This window comes from Achromobacter sp. KK8, assembly GCF_054188005.1.
In genome coordinates, this window is the sequence record NZ_CM135178.1 from 4,898,303 (window position 1) to 4,916,974 (window position 18,672).

An 18,672-nucleotide genomic window follows, 5' to 3' on the forward strand; every position below is an offset into this window, starting at 1 on the left:
TACCCGGGCGGCCAGGTCGCCGCCCGCCTTGTGTTTCCCTCCGGCGCGTGGCGCCGACCACCCCGAACGGGCCAAACGCGCCCGCTTCAGCGGACCTCGCGTCCTTCCCCTCCCTCTTTCGCATGGATCGCGCCGCGCCCGGTACGCGCGATCGTGCCGCGCTCCTTGTGCCAGCCCGCATCGGCGCGCCAGCGTCCCGGGTGATGCCGGCCACCTCATCTCCAAATAGTTTCCACAATATGGAGATAGCATTGTTGGCGTCGCGCATGGCCTCTTAGAATCAGTCTCACACCATTATTCCAATCCAAGCTAAGACAGATCGATTCGCCCGAGGCATTCCGGGACGCCTCCAGGAATCAAGGCACATATCCATAATATGGAAGAACAAACCAACACCGAACCTGCCCGCGTCATGGACAGCATCACCAAGCTGCGCGCCGAAGACGCCGGCCGCGTGGTGATCGCCGGCTCCCATGGCGGCAGCTACGCGGCCTATTGCGCCGCCCGCGGCCGGGTGCGCGCGGTGGTGCTGAACGACGCGGGCGTCGGTTGGCAGCGGGCCGGCATCGCCGGGCTGGACGAACTGCAGCAATGGGGCGTGGCCGCCGCCACCGCCGACTACCGCAGCTGCCGCATCGGCGACGGCGCCGACATGGCGCGCCACGGCATCATCAGCCACGTCAACGATCTGGCCTACGCGCTTGGCTGCCGCCCCGGCATGGCCGTGGCGCAGGCCGCGCAGCGGCTGGCCGGGGCCGACATGGCGCCGACCTGGCCGGCGCCGCGCCACGAAACGCGCACGGTCCTGGCCGCAGGCGCCGACGGCGCGCCGCGGGTGATCGGCGCCGATTCGGTGTCGCTGCTGGAAGCGGCCGACGACGGCCTGATCGCCGTCACCGCCTCGCACGGCGAACGGCTGGCCGGCCTGGCCACCGACGGCGTGCGCCCCCGCCCCTGGCTGGTGACCTTCAACGACGCCGGCATCGGCAAGGACAGCGCCGGCATCGGCCGCCTGCCCCTGTTGCAGCAGCGCGGCATCGCGGCGCTGACGGTGTCGGCCCACAGCGCCCGCATCGGCGATGCCCGCTCCTGCTACGAGGACGGCGTGGTGTCGTGCGCCAACACCCAGGCCCGCGAACTCGGCTGCCGCGTCGGCTCTCCCCTGAAATCCTTCATCGACGCCCTGCTGGCGGGGCGCGCAACCCACCTGGAGCATTCTCCGCATGTCGGAAACCCTTGAAATCACCGGCGGCGAAGCCATCGCCCGCATGTTCGCCGCGCATGACGTCGGCCTGATGTTCGGCATGGGCGGCTTCCAGCTGCTGCCGTTCTACGACGCGGTGCGGCGCCTGAAGCTGAACCACAACCTGATCAACGACGAACGCTGCGCGGTGTTCGCCGCCGACGCCTACACCAAGGTCAGCGGCCGCCCCGCCGTGTGCGACGCCACGCTCGGCCCCGGCGCCACCAACCTGGTCACCGGCCTGGCCGAAGCCTACAACGCCGGCACCGCCATGGTGGCGCTGGTGGGCGACTCGCACCGCATGCATTCGTGGAAGAACATGACGCAGGAGGCGCGCCAGCTGGAAGTGCTGCGCCCGGTGGTCAAGGACGTGCTGCGGGTCGAGAAGATCGAGCGCATTCCCGAACTGGTGCGGCGCGCCTTCGCGGTCGCCACCAGCGGCCGGCCCGGGCCGGTGGTGCTGGACGTGCCCGAGGACATCGCGCATGAAGTCCACGCCTTCGACGCCGATGCCTTCCACGCCAGCGAGACCTACCGCCGCGCGCCCGCGCTGCGCTGCCGTCCGGATGCCGACGCGCTGGCGCAGGCCGCCGCCATGCTGGCCGGCGCCGACCGCCCGCTGATGCTGTGCGGCGGCGGCGTGCACATCAGCGAGGCCGCCGAAGCGGTGCAGGATTTCGCGCGGCGCTACAACATCCCGGTGGCCCACACCATGAGCGGCAAGGGCGCCATCGCCTGCGACGATCCGCTGAACGCGGGCCTGTTCGGCCGCTACAGCCGCATCGCCAACGACCTGATCGCCAAGTCCGACTGCCTGTTCGTGGTGGGCTGCAAGCTGGGCGAAGTGGCCACGCGCCGCTACGACCTGCTGGCCACCGGCGCGCCCATCATCCACCTGGACATCGTGGCCGAGGAATTCGACCGCACCACCACGCCGGCGCTGCGGCTGTGGGGCGACGCCCGCGCCACGCTGGCCGAGCTGGACCAGACCCTGGCCGCCCTGCCCGATAACGGCGGCGCCCGCCGGCAAGGCTACGCCGCCGAAGTCGGCCAGGCCATGCATACCTGGCGCGAATCGGTGCGCGCCAAGCTGACCTCGGCCGACCGGCCCATCGGCATGGCGCGCCTGATGCACGAGATCAACGCCAGCCTGCCCGCAGACGGCGTGCTGGTGGCCGACGGCGGCTTCGCCGCGCACTGGGGCGGCCTGCTGTTCGACACCAAGCGCGCCGGGCGCGGCTTCGTGCCGGACCGGGGCTTCGCGTCGATCGGCTACGGCATCCCCGGCGCCATCGGCGCGGCCGCCGCCGCCCCCGGCCGGCAGGTGGTCAGCCTGACCGGCGACGGCGGCTGCAACATGTCGCTGGGCGAGCTGGAGACCGCCGTGCGCATGGGCCTGGCCTTCACCCTGGTGGTGGTCAACAATGCCGCCTCGGGCTATATCAAGGCCTTGCAGCACCTGATGTACGGCAGCGGCAGCTACCAGTCGTCCGACCTGGCCGAGACCAACTACGCCAACGTGGCGCGCGCGCTGGGCTGCAACGGCATCCGGGTGGAGGACCCGGCCGAGATCCCCGCCGCGCTGGCCGCCGCCTACGCCTGCAAGGACCGCCCCACCGTGCTCGACGTGGTGGTCACGCGCGACCCCGCGCACATGCTGCCCGGCGTGGATAGCCGCGCCGCCAAGATCAAGCCGGGCGACCGCATCGCCTGAGCCTGAATAACAACACAGACATTCCAAGCGAGGAGACAACCCCATGAAGATCCGTACCTGGCTGACCGTGGCGGCCGCCGCCCTGGCCACCGTGCTGGCGCCGTCGGCCGGCGCCCAGAGCAACTACCCCGACCGCCCGATCCGCCTGATCGTGCCCTTCCCGCCCGGCGGCACCTCCGACGTGGTCGGCCGCATCTTCGCCGAGGCGCTGGGCAAGCAGATCGGCCAGCCCGTGGTGGTGGAAAACCGCGGCGGCGCCGGCGGCACGGTCGGCTCGCGCGCGGTGGCCAGCGCGCCGGCCGACGGCTACACGCTGCTGCTGGGCACCTCCAGCACCAACGGCACCAACTCGGCGGTCTACAAGAACCTGCCGTATGACGCGGTCAAGGACTTCACCCCGGTCACGCAGATCATCCGCGTGCCGGGCGTGATCGTGGTCAACAAGGACTTCCCGGCCAAGGACTACGCCTCGTTCGTGGCGCTGATCAAGGGCGCGCCGGGCAAGTACTCGTATGCCTCGTCGGGCAACGGCGGCGCCACCCACATGGCGATGGAATACTACAAATCGCTGTCGGGGCTGGACATGATGCACGTGCCGTATCGCGGCACCGGCCCGGCGCTCAATGACGTCATCGCCGGCCAGGTGCCGATCCTGTGGGACACGGCGGCCTCGTCGATGGCGCACATCCAGTCCGGCAGCCTGCGCGCCATCGTGGTGGCCGCGCGCAAGCGCCTGCCGCAACTGCCCAATGTGCCCACCTTCGCCGAAGTCGGGCTGCCTGATTACGACGCGGAGATGTGGAACGGCCTGCTGGCGCCGGCCGGGCTGCCCGCGCCGATCCTGGCCAAGCTGGGCGAGGCCTCGCGCCGCGCGCTGGCCGACCCCGAGGTGCAGGCCAAGTACGCCGGCGTGGGCGCCTACGTGGTGGCCGACAAGCCGGAAGCCTTCGCCGCGATGATCAAGGAAGACGTGGCCAAGTGGAAGAAGGTGGCCGAGTTCGCGCACATCTCGGTGGACTGACATGGGCCAGCGCATGCAAGGCAAGACCGCGCTGGTGTTCGGCGCGGGCTCGTCCGGACCGGGCTGGAGCAACGGCCGCGCCGCCGCCGCGCTCTATGCCCGCGAAGGCGCCCACGTGTTCGCGGTGGACCTGCGGGCGGAATCGGCCGAGGAAACCCGCCGCATCATCCTGGACGAAGGCGGCCGCTGCACCGCGCTGGCGGCCGACGTGACCGACAGCGCGCAGATCCTGACGTCGGTGCGGGCCACCCTGGCCGAGGCCGGCCGCATCGACGTGCTGCACAACAACGTCGGCATCACCGAGATGGGCGACCCGATCGAAGCCAGCGAGGAGAGCTGGCACCGCGTCATGGACACCAACCTGACCGGCGTGTTCCTGACCTGCAAGCACGTGCTGCCGGTGATGCTGGCCCAGGGCGGCGGCAGCATCGTCAACATCTCGTCGCTGGCCTCGATCCAGGTCAACACCTACCCGTATACCTCGTACTACGCCGCCAAGGCCGGCTTGAATCACCTGACCCGCGCCCTGGCGGTGCGCTATGCGCCCAACAACATCCGCGTCAACGCGGTGCTGCCGGGCGTGATGGACACGCCGCTGATCTACACCCAGATCGCCGGCCAGTTCGAGGACGTGGAGGAAATGCGCCGGCGCCGCAACGCCGCCAGTCCGATGGGCCGCATGGGCGACGCCTGGGACGTGGCGCACGCGGCGCTGTTCCTGGCGAGCGACGAAGCGAAGTACATCACCGGCGTGTGCCTGCCGGTGGACGGCGGCAAGTCCTGCGCGGGGCGATAGCCGGCATAGCGGGCCGGCCGGCGCCGCGCGTCAGGCCGGCCGCGGCGCCAGTTCGGCGCCCAGTTCCGTGGCGGCGCGTTGCAGCGCCGCGACCACTTCCTGCAACCGCGCCCCCGACAGCCGCGAGCGGATCGCGGCCACGCTGAGCGCGGCCACCACATGCTGCTCGCGGTCGTACACCGGCACGCCCACCCCCAGCATGTCCGGGATGATGCGCCCCGGGTTCAGCGCATAGCCATTCTTGCGGGCCGCGGCGATGTCCTCGCGCAGCATCGCGGTGGACGGCAGGTCGGGCGCGGCCGAGGCGTCGTAGCGCGCCAGCACCCGCTCGATATCGTCATTGGGCAGGAACGCCAGCAGCGCCAGGCTGCCCGCCCCCACGCCCAGCGGGCGGCGGTGGCCGACCTCCAGCGTCAGGATCTTGATGGGGAAATCGCCCGTCTTGCGGTCGACGCAGACCGCCTCGTGGCCCGAACGCACCGACAGGAAGCTGGTGTCGCCGGTCGATTGCGCCAGCCGCAGCACCGCCGATTCGGCGATCGCCTTGATGCCATGGCGGCTTTCGGCCGCCAGCCCCAGGATGTACGACTCGCGCCCCAGGCTGTAGGTCTTGAGCTTGGGATTGAGCGCCAGGAAGCCCTCCTGCAGCAGGGCCGACAGCATGCGGTGCGCGGTCGGCGGCGTCAGGCCCAGGTCGCGCGCCACGTCGGTCAGGCCGACGCCGCGCGCGGGCGCGGCCCCCACGTACTTGAGGATGCGCAGCACGCGGAAGATGCTCTGCGCGCCGCCGACCGGATCGGCGTCGCGCGCGGCGGCGGAGGATTTGGCGGGGCTCACCGGCGCGCCTTCAATGCAGCGTGGTGCCATCGGGCGGCGACTGGTTCAGGCCCAGCGCCGCCTCCCAGCTGCGCAGCGGCACGCAAGTCTGCAGGCGCACGATGGCGCGCTGGATCAGGGCCGGATGCAGTTCGTGGCCGACGTGCGTGGCCACGTCGATGGTGGAATCCCCGTGCAGCTCGTCCAGCCGCGCCTGCGCCGCCTGGATCAAGGCCACCGGCATGACCGGGTCGTCGGCGCCATGCAGCAGGTGCAGCGTGGTGTACTGCGGCGCGGCCTTGGGCAGCTGCGCATAGCGGCCCGAAAAGGCGATCACGCGGCCGGCCATGCCGTCGTGCGCCTGCACCAGTTCCAGCGCCATGATGGCGCCCTGCGAAAAACCGGCCAGCGCGGTGTCGGACTGCAACAGGCCGAAGCGGGCCTGGGCCGCCTTCACGTAGGCCTCCAGCGGCGGCAGGGCCTGGGCCACGCGCTCGGGCCGGTTGTCCTCGGACACGCCGCGCACCGAGAACCACTGGCGGCCCGCGCCGCCGCCGTCAAAGGGCTCGAAGCCCTCGGGAATCAGCACCGCCGACGCGGGAAAGGCGGCGCGCACCGCCTCGGCCAGCGGCACCAGGTTGGCGGGCGTGCCGCCCACGCCATGCAGCAGGATGAACAGCTGCCGCACCTCGGTGCCGGGTTCGGGCAGGAATTCGATTTCGTGGGGGGACGCGGGGGAAGAAGTGGCCATGCTACGGCTCCGGACAGGCACTGGATAGCGCCATTGTAAAATGCCCGTCATACGCAATCCTAGGCAAAGCGCCCCCCGGGCCGGCTCCTGCCCCCGGTGTCCACAAGGCGCTCAGGGGCGTTCGCGGTCGGCGCGGGGCTTTGCATCAACCTGTGCATTCCATGAAAACACCGACGACAGACTCGGGAACCCCGCCGGCCGGCAAGAACCAGTTGCACCGCGTGCTCAAGGCGCGCCACCTGACCATGATCGCCCTGGGCGGCGCCATCGGCACGGGCCTGTTCATCGCCTCGGGCGCGGCCATCGCCCAGGCCGGCCCGGGCGGCGCGCTCACGGTCTACCTGCTGATCGGCCTGATGGTCTATTTCATCATGACCAGCCTGGGCGAACTGGCCACCTTCATGCCTGTGTCGGGTTCGTTCTGCACCTACGCCTCGCGCTACGTGGACGGCGGCTTCGGCTTCGCGCTAGGCTGGAACTTCTGGCTCAGCTGGGCCACGGTGGTGGCGGTGGACGTGGTGGCCGCCCAACTGGTGATGGCGTACTGGTTCCCCGATACCCCCGGCTGGATCTGGAGCGTCGCCTTCCTGGCGCTGACCTTCGGCCTGAACGCCTTCTCGGCGCGCAGCTTCGGCGAGGCCGAATACTGGTTCGCCATCATCAAGGTGGTGGCGGTGCTGTGCTTCATCGTGCTGGGCCTGGCCATGCTGGTGGGCATCATCCACAGCGACGCGCCGGTCGGCCTGCGCAACTGGACCGTGGGCGAGGCGCCGTTCGTCGGCAACGTCGCCACCTGGGTCGGGGTGGCCATGGTGGTGGCCTATTCGTTCCAGGGCACCGAACTGGTGGGCGTGGCCGCCGGCGAATCCGAGAACCCGCGCCGCAACGTGCCGCGCGCCATCAACCATGTGTTCTGGCGCATCCTGCTGTTCTACGTGCTGGCGATCCTGATCATCGGCCTGCTGATTCCCTATACCGACCCGCAGCTGTTGCGCAACGAGGTCGAGGACATCGCCGTCAGCCCCTTCACGCTGGTGTTCCAGCACGCCGGGCTGCTGTCGGCGGCCACCATCATGAACGCGGTGATCCTGACCTCGGTGCTGTCGGCCGGCAATTCGGGCATGTACGCGGCCACGCGGATGCTGTTCAACATGGCGGTCGAGGGCCAGGCCCCGGCCGTGTTCAAGCGCCTGACCGGCAACGGCGTGCCGCTGTACGCGCTGCTGGCCACCACCGCGCTGGCCTGCCTGTGCATGTTCAGCGTGGTCTACAGCCCCAAGGCGGTCTATATCTGGCTGCTGAACTTCGCCGGCATGACCGAGTTCATCGTCTGGCTCAGCATCGCGGTCAGCCACTACCGCTTCCGCCAGGGCTACGTGAAGCACGGCTACGACACCGCCAACCTGCCCTACAAGGCCGGCCTGTTCCCGTTCGGCCCGCTGCTGGCCTTCGTGCTGTGCCTGCTGGTCACGCTGGGCCAGAACTACCAGGCCTTCCTGGACGAGCGCATCGACTGGATCGGCGTGGTCTCGACCTACCTGGCGATCCCTTTGTTCCTGGCGTTCTGGATCGGCCACCGGCTGGTGAAGAAGTCGCGCTGGATCCGCTACCAGGACATGCAGTTCTACGGCTTCGAGGCCGACCGCGCGGCGGGCGTGCCGCAGGACGAACCGGTAGCCGCCGGCCGGGCCGCGCGGACCTGAGCCGCGTGCGGGCCGGGAGGCATCCTGGGCCACGCGCCCGGACGCCGCCCGGCCCGCGCCGCCGCCTATTGGAAGCTGTCGCGCGGACGCTGCGTGATGACGCCGTACCAGCCCAGGCCGGCATAGGTTTCATAGCCCGGCGTCAGCGCGAACCCCACCAGGCCGCGATCGGCGTTTTCGTAGTAGCCGCGCGGCCGCTCGTCGTGGCGCAGCACGTAGCGCTCTTTCAGCGACACCGCGCCGTCCGAGGCCGCGATGACGCGCTGGCGGCTGTCGACCAGCAGGCAGCGGGTGCGCGCCCATTCCTCTTCCGACAGCCCCACCGACTTGACAATGCTGGCGGCCTGCTGGCTCCAGTCGAAGAACACCCCCAGCACGCCCAGCGGCTCGCCGTGCTTGTCGGCGTCGCGCCGGATCGCGGTGGCGTAGGTGGCGACGTGGGCGCCGTCCAGCAGGCGCTCGCTGTCGATATCCATGGCCACGTACTCGCCGCCGTCGGCCGCGGCCATCCCGCGCCGGAACCACTCGGCATGGCTGACATTGGCGCCGCGCGCCTGCGGATAGCGGTCCGGGCGGCCATTGGCCACCACCCGGCCCTGCGCGTCGGCCACCCACAGGTCCAGGTAGACCGTGTAGCTGTCCAGGATCACGCCCAGCCGCCCGCTGGCGTGGCGCGCGCTGTCGGCGCCGGGTTCCTGCAAGGCCCGCACCACCGACGAATCGGTCGCCCACCAGCGCACGTCGCAGGAACGCTCGTACAGGTTGCGGTCCATGGTCTCGATCATGTTCAGCGCCAGGTCGCCCAGGCGGCGGCCCTCGTAGCCGCGGATCTCGTGCAGGGTGTTTTCGCCGATGCGGATCAGGTCGGCGATGGAACCGGCCAGCTCCTCCTTGAGCGCGTCGGCGATGCCGGTGATCTGCTCGGACACGTACTGCACCTGGTTGGCCACCACCGCGAACCCGCGCCCCGCCTCGCCCGAGCGCGCGGCCTCGATGCGCGCGTTCAGCGACAGGTATTTGGCCTGCTGGTTGATATCGACGATGCTCTCGATCTTCTCGTTCGAAATGCGCTCGACGCGGCGCGACAGTTCGACGATTCTTTCCGGTTGATGGGCCATGTTCAGCACTCCTTTTGTTGGACGTTGTTGCGTGAGGAGACGGTGACATGGGGACACAAGCAGGAAGCGTGCCAAGTCGTGCATGGGTTAATGACCAGCCCCTTCCATGGGCGGGGCGGGGGTGACGACGGCGCATCGCGCCTCGAAGCGGGCCTTGCGGCGCGCACCAATACGGTGCAAGCGACTGATACATCCGGTGCCTTCCGGGTCAGGTAAAATACTGTATATTCATACAGCAATAAGCGATTCCGGCCAGGCGTCCTCCGCCCGGCCGTCCGCCGCCCACCGAGTCTTCACCCAGGAAAACCGGGTCGCCCGCCCGCCATGCCGTCGCCAGAACAGATCCATCCCGCGTTGTGGCGCGCCACCCAGTTGGCGCGCGGCGCCGCCCGCAGCCTGCCCACCGGCCACCCCACCCTGTCGGCCGAGCTGCCGGACGGCGGCTGGCCGCTGGGCTCGCTGATCGAGCTGCTGGCCCCGCAACCCGGCATCGGCGAAATCCGCCTGCTGCGCCCGGCCCTGGCGCAACTGGAAACGCGCCGCCCCATCGCCCTGGTGCAGCCGCCCCACGCGCCGCACATCGCCAGCTGGATGAGCTGGCGGCTCGATCCGCGCCAGTTGCTCTGGGTCGCCCCCGAAAAACCCCTGGACGCCCTCTGGGCCGCCGAGCAGATCCTGAAAAACGGCAGCTGCGGCGCCCTGCTTTGCTGGCTGCCGCACGTGCGCCCCGAATCGCTGCGCCGGCTGCACCTGGCGGCCCAGGCCAGCGACCTGCTGTTCGTCGCCCTGCGCCCGGCCAGCGCCGCGCAGCACGCCACCCCCGCCCCCTTGCGCCTGGCGCTCGCGCCCGCGCCGGGCGGGTTGTCCGTCCATATCCTCAAGCGCCGCGGACCGGTCTGCGAGGCCCCGCTGTACGTGGGCCTGGAGCCCGGCGTCCTGGCGCCCACCCGCCATGCGCCTCTGGATCGCCGCCTGCCTGCGCTGCCTGCCGCTGGACGCCCTGCGCCCGCACTGGCCGCTTGAGGCGCAGGCCTACGCGGTCCTCGACCAGGAACGCGTCGCCGCCCTCACGCCCGCCGCGCGCCAGGCCGGGGTGCGCCCGGGCATGCGCCGCGGCGGCGCGGCCGCCATCGCGCCCGAGGTCGAACTGCTGGCGCGCGACCCGCTGGCCGAGGCCGACGCCCTGCAAGGCGCGGCGCTGGCGCTGCTGCAATACACCCCCGAGGTCGCGCTGGCGGGCGACGACACCGTGCTGCTCAACGTCGGCGCCAGCCTGCTGTTCTTTCGCGGGCCGCGCGCGCTGCACCGGCGCGTGGCCGCCACGCTGGCCGCGCTGGACCTGCGCGTGTCGCTGGGCATGGCGCCCACCGCCGCCGGCGCCTGGCTGCTGGCGCACCGCGGCGGACGCCGGCCGTCGCGCCGGGTGCTCACCCCGCGCACCCTGGCGCGCCGGCTCGACGCCCTGCCCGTGGCCCTGCTGCCCCAGGCCCGACCGCGCCTGGACTGGCTCAACGACATCGGCTGCCACACCCTGGCCGACCTGCGCGCCCTGCCGCGCGCCGGCCTGCAACGGCGCAGCGCGCCCGACCTGCTGCAAGCGCTGGACGCGGCCTATGGCCAGTCGCCCGAACTGCATCGCTGGATCGAGCCGCCGCCGCGCTTCGAGCGCCGCATCGAACTGATGGAATACCTCGAGCACACCGACGCGGTGCTGGCCGTGGCGCGGCGCCTGGCCGAGCAACTGGGCGGCTGGCTGGCGGCGCGGCAACTGGCGGTGCGGCGCGTGCTGCTGCGCCTGGACCACGAACGCGGCCGCCATGCGCGCCCGCCCACCGACCTGGAACTGGCGCTGGCGCAGCCCGTGTGGCAGGCGCCGCAGATCCTCAACCTGCTGCGCGAAAAGCTCGGCCGCCTGACGCTCGAAGCGCCGGTGATCGCGGTGACGCTGCTGGCGCCCGACACCACCGAACAGCCCGCCGCCAGCACCACGCTGTTCCCCGAACCCGGCGGCACCGCCGCCGACCACGCCCGCCTGCTGGACCTGCTGACCGCGCGGCTGGGCCGCGACCAGGTGCGCCACGCCTGCCCCATCCCCGACCACCGGCCCGAAGCCGCCAATGCCTGGGGCGACGCGCTGGAACCGCCACCGCGCCCCGAACCGCTCCCCGAACCCCTGGACCGCCCCTTCTGGCTGCTGGACCCGCCGCTGCCGCTCAAACTCGCCGGCCACCGGCCGCAATACGCCGGCCAGGCGCTGCGGCTGATGCGCGGCCCCGAACGCATCGAAAGCGGCTGGTGGGACCCGGCCCTGACCGTGCGCGACTACTTCGTGGCCGAGGACGCCGCCGGCGCGCGCTACTGGATCTACCGCGAGCGCGACGACGAGCACGCGCGCTGGCGCCTGCACGGGCTGTACGCCTGACTCCGCCATGCAAGCGCCCGACGATCCGCATGACGACGCCCCCGGTCCGCCTGTCGGACTGCCCGGCTACGCCGAACTGCAATGCCAGTCGAACTTCTCGTTCCTGCAGGGCGCCTCGCACCCCGAGGAACTGGCCGCCCGCGCCGCCGAACTGGGCTACGCCGCCCTGGCCATCACCGACGAATGCAGCCTGGCCGGCGTGGTGCGCGCCCACATGGAAGCCAAGACCCAGAAGCTGCCGCTCATCATCGGCGCCACCTTCCGGCTGCGCGCCGGCCCCGAGGCCGCGCCACTGGACCTGACCTTGCTGGCGCAGACCCGCGAGGGCTACGGCAACCTGTCCGAGCTCATCACCCTGGCCCGCACCCGCGCCCCCAAGGGCGAATACCGGCTGGCGCCCGAGGACTTCACCGCCCCGCCGCCGGGCTACGAACACCTGCGTCACCTGCCCGAATGCCTGGCGATCCTGTCGCCCACCTACGGCGACGACCCCGACCGCATGGCGCAGCAGGCGCGCTGGCTGGCCGCCACCTTCCCGCGCCGCGCCTGGGTCGGCCTGACCCTGCTGTACCGCTCGCGCGACGACCTGCACCGCGCCGCCGTCGACCACGCCGCCCGCGCCGCCGAGCTGCCGGTGGTGGCCCTGGGCCAGGTGCAGATGCACGTGCGCTCGCGCAAGCCGCTGCACGACACCCTGACCGGCATCCGCACCCACCAGTGCGTGTCGCAATGCGGCTACGCGCTGTCGGGCAACGCCGAACAGCACCTGCGCACCCGCATGCGGCTGGCCAACCTGTATCCGCCCGAAGCGCTGGCGCAGACCCTGGTGGTGGCGCGGCGCTGCGCCTTCTCGCTGGACGAGCTGCGCTACGAATACCCCGACGAGATCATCCCGCGCGGCCACACCCCCGCCACCTACCTGCGCCAGGAAACCCTGGCCGGCGCCGCGCGGCGCTTTCCGGACGGGACGCCGGACTACGTCAGCGAACAGATCGAAAAGGAACTGGCGCTGATCGCCGACCTGCACTACGAGGCCTACTTCCTCACGGTCTACGACATCGTGCAGTACGCCCGCCGCCACGGCATCCTGTGCCAGGGCCGCGGTTCGGCCGCCAACTCGGTCGTGTGCTACTGCCTGGGCATCACCGAGGTCGATCCGCGCCGCGGCAACAACCTGTTCGAACGCTTCATCAGCAAGGAACGCAACGAGCCGCCCGACATCGACGTCGACTTCGAACACCAGCGGCGCGAGGACGTGATCCAGTACATCTACGACAAGTACGGCCGCCAGCGCGCCGCCCTGACCGCCGTGGTGATCTCGTACCGGCCGCGCAGCGTGCTGCGCGACACCGGCCGCGCGCTGGGCGTGGACCCGGGCGTGATCGACGCCGTGGCGCGCGCCCACCAGTGGTGGGACGGCAAGAAGGAAATGCTGCGCACGCTGGGCGCCTGCGGGCTCGATCCGGAATCGCAGGTGGCGCGGCAATGGGCCGCGCTGGCCCAGACCCTGATGGGCTTTCCGCGCCACCTGTCGCAGCACCCGGGCGGCTTCGTCATCTCGCGCGGCAAGCTGTCGCGGCTGGTGCCGATCGAAAACGCCGCCATGGCCGACCGCAGCGTGGTGCAGTGGGACAAGGACGACCTGGACGCGCTCAATCTGCTCAAGGTCGACGTGCTGGCCCTGGGCATGCTGTCGGCGCTGCGCCGCACCCTGGAACTGGCCGGCCAGCGCCGCGGCCAGCCGCTGCGGCTGCAGGACATTCCCGAAGGCGACGACCCCACCTACGACATGATCTGCGATGCCGACACCATCGGCGTGTTCCAGATCGAATCGCGCGCCCAGATGACCATGCTGCCGCGCCTGCGGCCGCGCAAGTACTACGACCTGGTGGTGCAGGTGGCCATCGTGCGGCCCGGCCCGATCCAGGGCGGCATGGTGCATCCCTACCTGCGCCGCCGCCAGGGCAAGGAAGACATCGACTATCCCAGCGACAAGGTGAAAGGCGTGCTCAGCCGCACCATGGGCGTGCCCATCTTCCAGGAACAGGTGATGCAGATCGCGGTGGTCGCGGCCGGCTTCTCTCCGGGCGAGGCCGACCAGTTGCGGCGCTCCATGGCCGCCTGGAAGCGCAAGGGCGGCGTCGACAAATACCGCGCCAAGCTGGTCGGCGGCCTGCTGGCCCACAACTACACGCTGGAATTCGCCGAGGCGCTGTTCCGCCAGATCGAAGGCTTCGGCGAATACGGCTTCCCCGAAAGCCACGCCGCCAGCTTCGCGCTGCTGGCCTACGCCAGCTCCTGGCTCAAGCGCCACGAGCCCGAGGCCTTCCTGGCCGCGCTGCTCAATTCCCAGCCCATGGGCTTCTACGCCCCGGCGCAACTGGTGCAGGACGCGCGCCGCCACGGCGTGCGGGTGCTGCCGGTGGACGTGACCGTCAGCGGCTGGGACGCGGCGCTGGAAACCGCCCCCGCCGGCGCCCCGCCGCGCCGATCCCACCCCCACGCCCCCCCGCCGGACGAAATCCGCCCCGCCGTGCGCCTGGGCCTGAGCCTGATCCAGGGCCTGCACCAAGACAGCGCCCGCCGCATCGAGGCGGCCCGCGCCGACGCGCCCTTCACCAGCACCGGCGACCTGGCCCGCCGCGCCGCCCTGACCCGCCACGACCTGAACGCGCTGGCTGCCGGCGACGCCCTGCGCACCCTGGCCGGCCACCGCCGCCAGGCCAGTTGGGAGGCCGCCGCCAGCGTCCACAGCCGCGACCTGCTGCGCGACGCCGCCATCCACGAAACCGAGATGCCGCAACTGGCCGCGCCCACCGAGAGCCAGACCGTGGCGGCCGACTACCGCAGCGTCGGCCTGACCCTGCGGCGCCACCCCGTCGAACTCTTGCGGCCGCAGCTGGCGGCGCGCAATTTCCAGCCCGCCAGCGCGCTCAACGGCTACCCCGACAAGCGCGTGGCCCGCGCCTGCGGCATCGTCACCGTGCGCCAGCGGCCGCAGACCTCCAAGGGCGTGATCTTCGTCACCCTCGAAGACGAAACCGGCCCGGTCAACGTGGTGGTGCGCCCCGAACTGATCGAGCGCCAGCGCCGCGAACTGCTCGGTTCCACCCTGCTGGGCGTCTACGGCACCTGGCAGAGCGTGGATGGCGTGCGTCACCTGATCGCGCAGCGGCTGGTGGACCTGTCCGAATTGCTGGGCGGTTTGAGCATGCCCAGCCGCAATTTCCACTGACGGCAGTGCGCGGCGGCCGGCGACGCTCCGGGAATCGACCGGACGCCACGGCCAAGCGCCGCGCGGGCGGCTGGTCTATGATGGATTTTCCGCGCCGCCCGCCCGCCCCCGCGCCGGCCGCGCCGTGGAAACGTTTTCTTTTTCAGGAGTGATCATGATCCGCAAGCTGATTCCCGTTCTGCTGGTAGCCACGCTGAGCGCCTGCGCCAACACCGGAGCCCCGCGTTCCTCATCCTCATCCGCCGCCTCCAGTTCCGCCAGCTCGCCCGCCACGTCCGACAGCTCCTCCGGCGCGTCGTACGGATCGCCCTCCACCCAGGCCGGCGCCCGCAAGACCTGCGACGCCGCCCCGCTGCAATCCCAGATCGGCCAGAAAGCCACCCAGTCCGTCCTGGAAGACCTGCGCACCCGCAGCGGCGCCGCCACCGCCCGCATCCTGCGTCCGGGCCAGTTGGTCACCATGGAATACGACGACACCCGCCTGAACCTGATCGTCGACGACAAGGACGTGATGACGGCGATCCGCTGCGGCTGAAATCCCGGCATTCACGACACGACGGGCGCAACGGGCACACCCGCCCCGCGCCCGCTTTTTCCAGACGGCGCGGCGGCCCGCGTCGTCCATGGAATCCTCCCCGCGGCCGCCCCCCCCCCGCCCGCGGACATCCATCCCCCAGAGAACGATCGGCCGGCCCGACGGCCAGCGCTGGCGCGCAACAATCTCCCTGCCGCGACCGCCTCCCTCGACGCCCGATCCACAAATCGTTCCACCAACGCTTGACCCTTACGTAACGTCATGCCCAAAAGTTCGGCCTGCGCCATCAACGAAGGAACCCCATGCGACTGAAAGTAGGAGAACTGGCCAAGCGCAGCGGACTGACCGTCCGCACGCTGCACCACTATCACGCGATCGGCCTGCTGACGCCTTCGGCGCGCGCCGACAACGGCTACCGGCTCTACGGCCGCGACGACATCGCCCGACTGCACCAGATCCAGGCATTGCGTCGCTTCGGATTGCCGCTGGCCGAGATCGGCGCCTACCTGGACCAGCCCGGCACGCCGCTGGACGAGATCATCGCCAGACAGATCGCGATGCTCGACAGCCAGATCCAACACGCCACCCGGCTGCGCGAACGCCTCGCGCAGTTGCAAGGCCAGTTGGCGATGGGAACGGAGCCGGAACTGGCCGATTGGCTGACCACTCTGGAACTGATGAACATGTACGACAAATATTTCTCCCAGGAAGAACTGGCGCGTCTGCCCATGTACCGCCGAGGCCCGAACGACGACGCCGGCTGGCTTGCGCTGATCGCCGACGTGCGCCGGCAGATGGACGACGGCGCCCCGCCCGAGGACCCGCGTTCGCAGGCGCTGGCCCTGCGCTGGATGACGCTGCTGCTGCGCGATACCAACGGCGATCCGCGCCTGCTCGTGAAGCTGAACCAGATGCACGAACGGGAACCGGCCATGCAGGAACACATCGGTATCTCGCCGGCCATGCGCGACTACATCGTGCGGGCGTTCTCCGAAAGCAAGCTGCGGCTCTACGAAAAACACCTGACGCCGGACGAGGCCCGGTTCATGCGGGCGCATTATCACGACCGCGCCGGCGAATGGCCGGCCCTGATGGCGCGGGTGCGCGACGCGATCGATGCCGGGCAGGCCCCCGACTCGGCCGCCGGCCGCGAACTCGCGCGGCAATGGCTGGAACTGTTTTGCAGCTACGCCGGCAACGACCCCGCGACCCACGCGAAATTCCGCCACGCCCTGATGACCGAGCCCGAACTGACCGCCGGCACCTGGGCCGATGACGCCACGCTGGCTTTCATGCGCCAGGCGATAGGCGCATTGACGGCGGCGCGCTAAGCGGCGTCGGCGTCCGCGGACACGGACGCCGACGCGGTTACGGTCGAGGTCGCGGCGACAGTCGCGGCCGCGACCGCGCTACCAGCGCGCCGCCTGGACGAAATCCACGAAGGCGCGCAGCGGCGCCGGCAGATAATGCCGGCCCGGAAAATACAGCAAGGGGCCGGTGAAACTGGGCCACCAATCCGCCAGCACCGGCTCCAGTTCGCCCCGATCCAGGTACGGCCGCAGCCAGTCCTCGAACAGGTAGACCACCCCGGCGCCCGCCACCGCCGCATCGACCGCCAGGTCCACCGCCGCCCCCAGGCTGACGATCAGCGGACCATCCACCTCCACCGTGACGGACTCGCCGTCGCGTTCAAACGCCCACGCCGGCATCGCGCCGCTGGTGAAACGGCCGCGCAGGCACAGGTGCTGGCGCAGGTCTTGCGGATGCCGCGGCTGTCCATGCCGGGCCAGATACCCCGGCGCGGCGGCCGCCGCCATCCGCTGGCGCCGCGGCCCGATCGGGATGGCCACCATGTCCTGGTCCATGCTTTCCTCGTAGCGGATGCCGGCATCGCAGCCCGACTGCAGCAGCTCGACAAAACGATCATCGACGATGACCTCCAGCCGGATCTCCGGATACTGCGCCAGGAACGGCGGCACAATGCGCGGCAGCACCAGCCGGGACGCCGCCAGCGGCACATTCAACCGCAGCCGGCCCGCCGGCCGGTCACGGAAACTGTTGGCCACGTCCAGCGCCGACTCGACCGCGTCCAGCGCGGGCGCCAGTTGCTCCAGCAGGCGCTGCCCGGCCGCCGTGGTCGCCACGCTGCGCGTGGTGCGGTTCAGCAGCCGCAGGCCCAGCCGGGCTTCCAGCCGGCGCACGGCTTCGCTCAACTGCGACGCGCTGGTCCCCGTCTGGCGCGCCGCGCCGCGAAAGCCCCCATGCGTGGCCACCGCCACAAAGGCGCTGATGTCTTGAAGGTTGGACATGGCGGGTCCCGATTGTTCGCTATTTTGCACAAGCTGTGCGATTACCAGGGATTGTCGCACGCCCCGCGCCGCCCTAGACTCGCTCTCATTCCCCTGCCTCGGAGCAAGTCATGACCTCGATTCAACAAGCCGGCGCCTACCCGCTGGGCGACCTGACCGTCAACCGCCTGGGCTACGGCGCCATGCAACTGGCCGGCCCGCACGTGTTCGGCCCGCCCAAGGACAAGGCGCAGGCCCTGGCGGTGCTGCGCGAAGCGCTCGAACTCGGCATCAACCACATCGACACCAGCGATTTCTACGGCCCGCACATCACCAACCAGCTGATCCGCGAAGCGCTGCACCCCTACCGCGACGATCTGGTCATCGTCACCAAGGTCGGCGCGCGCCGGGGCGACGATGCCTCGTGGCTGCTGGCCAATTCCCCCGCCGAACTCGAATCGGCCGTGCACGACAACCTGCGCAACCTGGGCCTGGACGTGCTGGACGTGGTCAACCTGCGCCTCATGTTCGACGTGGCCGGCCCCGCCGAAGGCGACATCGAACCGTCCTTCACCACCCTCGCGGAATTGCAGCGCAAGGGCCTGATACGCCACCTGGGCCTGAGCAACGCCACCGCGCGCCAGGTGGCGCAGGCGCGCGGCATCGCCGACATCGTCTGCGTGCAGAACCAGTACAACATCGCGCACCGCGCCGACGACGCGCTGATCGGGCAACTGGCGCAAGACGGCATCGCCTATGTGCCGTTCTTCCCGCTGGGCGGCTTCTCGCCGCTGCAATCGGCCACGCTGGAGCGCGTGGCCGCTGACTGCCAGGCCACGCCGATGCAGACCGCGCTGGCCTGGCTGCTGCAACGCTCGCCCAACATCCTGCTGATCCCGGGCACCTCGTCGATCGAGCACCTGCGGCAGAACGCCGCCGCGGCCAGCCTGGCGCTGCCGCCGCGGGCCGTGGCCGAGCTGGACGGGATCGGCGCCGCGGGCTAGTTCGACGGGCGCGGTTGACCAATCCG

General features: G+C 70.7%; 15 protein-coding genes. 11 read left to right on the forward strand and 4 right to left on the reverse strand.

Annotated features, from left to right (window positions below; genetic code table 11):
• Positions 1 to 376: 376 nt before the first annotated feature.
• The 4 genes from ACVN9Z_RS22690 to ACVN9Z_RS22705 are packed head-to-tail and all read left to right on the forward strand — an operon-like array spanning position 377 to position 4,774.
• Complete coding sequence (locus ACVN9Z_RS22690; protein ID WP_458212663.1) at positions 377 to 1,240, forward strand: hypothetical protein; 864 nt, start codon at positions 377 to 379, stop codon at positions 1,238 to 1,240.
• On the forward strand, positions 1,224 to 2,957 hold the full coding sequence (locus ACVN9Z_RS22695; protein ID WP_458212664.1) for a thiamine pyrophosphate-binding protein: 1,734 nt from the start codon (positions 1,224 to 1,226) through the stop codon (positions 2,955 to 2,957). The genes ACVN9Z_RS22690 and ACVN9Z_RS22695 overlap by 17 nt, the downstream gene beginning before the upstream one ends.
• Positions 2,958 to 3,000: 43 nt before the next feature.
• Complete coding sequence (locus tag ACVN9Z_RS22700; protein ID WP_458212665.1) at positions 3,001 to 3,978, forward strand: Bug family tripartite tricarboxylate transporter substrate binding protein; 978 nt, start codon at positions 3,001 to 3,003, stop codon at positions 3,976 to 3,978.
• 1 nt (position 3,979) lies between these two features.
• Positions 3,980 to 4,774: an SDR family NAD(P)-dependent oxidoreductase gene (locus ACVN9Z_RS22705; protein WP_458212666.1), complete on the forward strand. Its 795-nt coding sequence runs from the start codon at positions 3,980 to 3,982 to the stop codon at positions 4,772 to 4,774.
• Between the two features lie 30 nt (positions 4,775 to 4,804).
• On the opposite strand, the gene ACVN9Z_RS22710 is transcribed toward ACVN9Z_RS22705, so the two are convergent.
• Positions 4,805 to 5,611: an IclR family transcriptional regulator gene (locus ACVN9Z_RS22710; RefSeq protein ID WP_020927921.1), complete on the reverse strand. Its 807-nt coding sequence runs from the start codon at positions 5,609 to 5,611 to the stop codon at positions 4,805 to 4,807.
• 10 nt (positions 5,612 to 5,621) lie between these two features.
• The gene (gene ypfH / locus ACVN9Z_RS22715) at positions 5,622 to 6,341 is read right to left on the reverse strand and encodes an esterase (protein WP_006385000.1); all 720 of its coding nucleotides are present in this window, start codon (positions 6,339 to 6,341) and stop codon (positions 5,622 to 5,624) included.
• A gap of 161 nt (positions 6,342 to 6,502) precedes the next feature.
• On the opposite strand from ypfH, the gene ACVN9Z_RS22720 reads away from it, so the two are divergent.
• Complete coding sequence (locus tag ACVN9Z_RS22720) at positions 6,503 to 8,044, forward strand: amino acid permease (RefSeq protein WP_054472303.1); 1,542 nt, start codon at positions 6,503 to 6,505, stop codon at positions 8,042 to 8,044.
• A gap of 65 nt (positions 8,045 to 8,109) precedes the next feature.
• Here ACVN9Z_RS22720 and ACVN9Z_RS22725 read toward each other — a convergent pair whose 3' ends face one another.
• Positions 8,110 to 9,162, reverse strand: coding sequence for a methyl-accepting chemotaxis protein (locus ACVN9Z_RS22725; protein WP_054496951.1), 1,053 nt, complete (start codon positions 9,160 to 9,162; stop codon positions 8,110 to 8,112).
• Between the two features lie 324 nt (positions 9,163 to 9,486).
• On the opposite strand from ACVN9Z_RS22725, the gene imuA reads away from it, so the two are divergent.
• The 5 genes from imuA (at position 9,487) to ACVN9Z_RS22750 (ending at position 16,685) form a co-directional block, all read left to right on the forward strand.
• Positions 9,487 to 10,185, forward strand: a complete 699-nt coding sequence (gene imuA / locus ACVN9Z_RS22730) for a translesion DNA synthesis-associated protein ImuA (protein ID WP_047990928.1) — start codon at positions 9,487 to 9,489, stop codon at positions 10,183 to 10,185.
• On the forward strand, positions 10,115 to 11,584 hold the full coding sequence (locus ACVN9Z_RS22735; RefSeq protein WP_458212667.1) for a Y-family DNA polymerase: 1,470 nt from the start codon (positions 10,115 to 10,117) through the stop codon (positions 11,582 to 11,584). Before imuA ends, ACVN9Z_RS22735 begins: the two co-directional genes overlap by 71 nt.
• A 7-nt stretch (positions 11,585 to 11,591) precedes the next feature.
• Positions 11,592 to 14,819: an error-prone DNA polymerase gene (locus tag ACVN9Z_RS22740; RefSeq protein WP_346507754.1), complete on the forward strand. Its 3,228-nt coding sequence runs from the start codon at positions 11,592 to 11,594 to the stop codon at positions 14,817 to 14,819.
• A 154-nt stretch (positions 14,820 to 14,973) separates the two neighbouring features.
• A complete protein-coding gene (locus ACVN9Z_RS22745) occupies positions 14,974 to 15,354 on the forward strand; it encodes an I78 family peptidase inhibitor (protein ID WP_458212668.1) in 381 nt (126 codons plus the stop codon).
• Between the two features lie 302 nt (positions 15,355 to 15,656).
• Positions 15,657 to 16,685: a MerR family transcriptional regulator gene (locus ACVN9Z_RS22750; RefSeq protein WP_458212669.1), complete on the forward strand. Its 1,029-nt coding sequence runs from the start codon at positions 15,657 to 15,659 to the stop codon at positions 16,683 to 16,685.
• A gap of 78 nt (positions 16,686 to 16,763) precedes the next feature.
• Here the strand turns inward: ACVN9Z_RS22750 and ACVN9Z_RS22755 are convergent, their stop codons facing one another.
• The gene (locus ACVN9Z_RS22755) at positions 16,764 to 17,663 is read right to left on the reverse strand and encodes a LysR family transcriptional regulator (protein ID WP_054481551.1); all 900 of its coding nucleotides are present in this window, start codon (positions 17,661 to 17,663) and stop codon (positions 16,764 to 16,766) included.
• A 110-nt stretch (positions 17,664 to 17,773) separates the two neighbouring features.
• On the opposite strand from ACVN9Z_RS22755, the gene ACVN9Z_RS22760 reads away from it, so the two are divergent.
• The gene (locus tag ACVN9Z_RS22760; protein ID WP_458212670.1) at positions 17,774 to 18,646 is read left to right on the forward strand and encodes an aldo/keto reductase family oxidoreductase; all 873 of its coding nucleotides are present in this window, start codon (positions 17,774 to 17,776) and stop codon (positions 18,644 to 18,646) included.
• Positions 18,647 to 18,672 lie beyond the last annotated feature (26 nt).